This is a genomic window from Rhizobium sp. RHZ02 (genome assembly GCF_014851575.1).
Lineage (GTDB): Bacteria > Pseudomonadota > Alphaproteobacteria > Rhizobiales > Rhizobiaceae > Rhizobium > Rhizobium altiplani.
The window spans coordinates 1-255 of the sequence record NZ_JACUZX010000130.1 but is presented as its reverse complement, the minus strand read 5'-3'; the positions used below and the strand labels follow the sequence as shown (position 1 = coordinate 255).

Here is a 255-nt window from a genome sequence, read left to right as displayed (position 1 = left end):
GTCGAGTTCCGCAGCGTGGTGGACGCCGTGCGTTGCGCCATTGAGGTGCAGAACGGTATGGTTGAACGCAACGAAGGCGTGCCGCAGGACCGTCGCATCGAGTTCCGGATCGGTATCCATTTGGGCGGTGTCGTCGAGGAAAGCGACGGCGATCTGATGGGCGACGGCGTCAATATCGCCTCGCGATTGGAGAGCGTCGCTGCGGCGGGCGCTATCTGCCTATCCGAGGATGCCTATCGCCAAGTCAAGGCGAGG

At 62.7% G+C, this 255-nt stretch carries 1 protein-coding gene; it reads left to right on the top strand.

Features of this window, described 5'->3' with window-relative positions; all coding sequences use genetic code 11:
• On the top strand, nucleotides 1–255 hold a 255-nt coding region (locus IB244_RS31820), incomplete at both ends, for an adenylate/guanylate cyclase domain-containing protein (RefSeq protein ID WP_192307035.1).